Below are 256 nucleotides of genomic sequence, written 5' to 3' on the forward strand. Positions count from 1 at the left end.
CGATTATCGGTATTTATTAGCCGCAACTTATTATGAAAGCATGAATACCGATGCCGGAAAAAAATACGCCGAAGAAACATTGAAAATAGATTCCCAATACAAACAGTCGTACGAACTTTTGGGAGATGTTTATACGAAGGAAAACAATTTGGGAAAAGCACAGGAAAATTATGAAAAAGCAAGTGACTTAGATATCCACTACATGACTGTAGATGAAAAATTAATTCAGTTGTATCTAAAAACGAAGAATTATGAA

At 33.2% G+C, this 256-nt stretch carries 1 protein-coding gene; it reads left to right on the plus strand.

The window, feature by feature from the left end; translation table 11 throughout:
* Positions 1-40: 40 nt before the first annotated feature.
* A partial coding sequence (locus tag SB764_RS42390) for a tetratricopeptide repeat protein (protein WP_410867092.1) occupies positions 41-256 on the plus strand: 216 nt, incomplete at its 3' end.

It is taken from the genome of Paraburkholderia sp. SIMBA_027 (genome assembly GCF_046535315.1).
Lineage (GTDB): Bacteria > Pseudomonadota > Gammaproteobacteria > Burkholderiales > Burkholderiaceae > Paraburkholderia > Paraburkholderia tropica.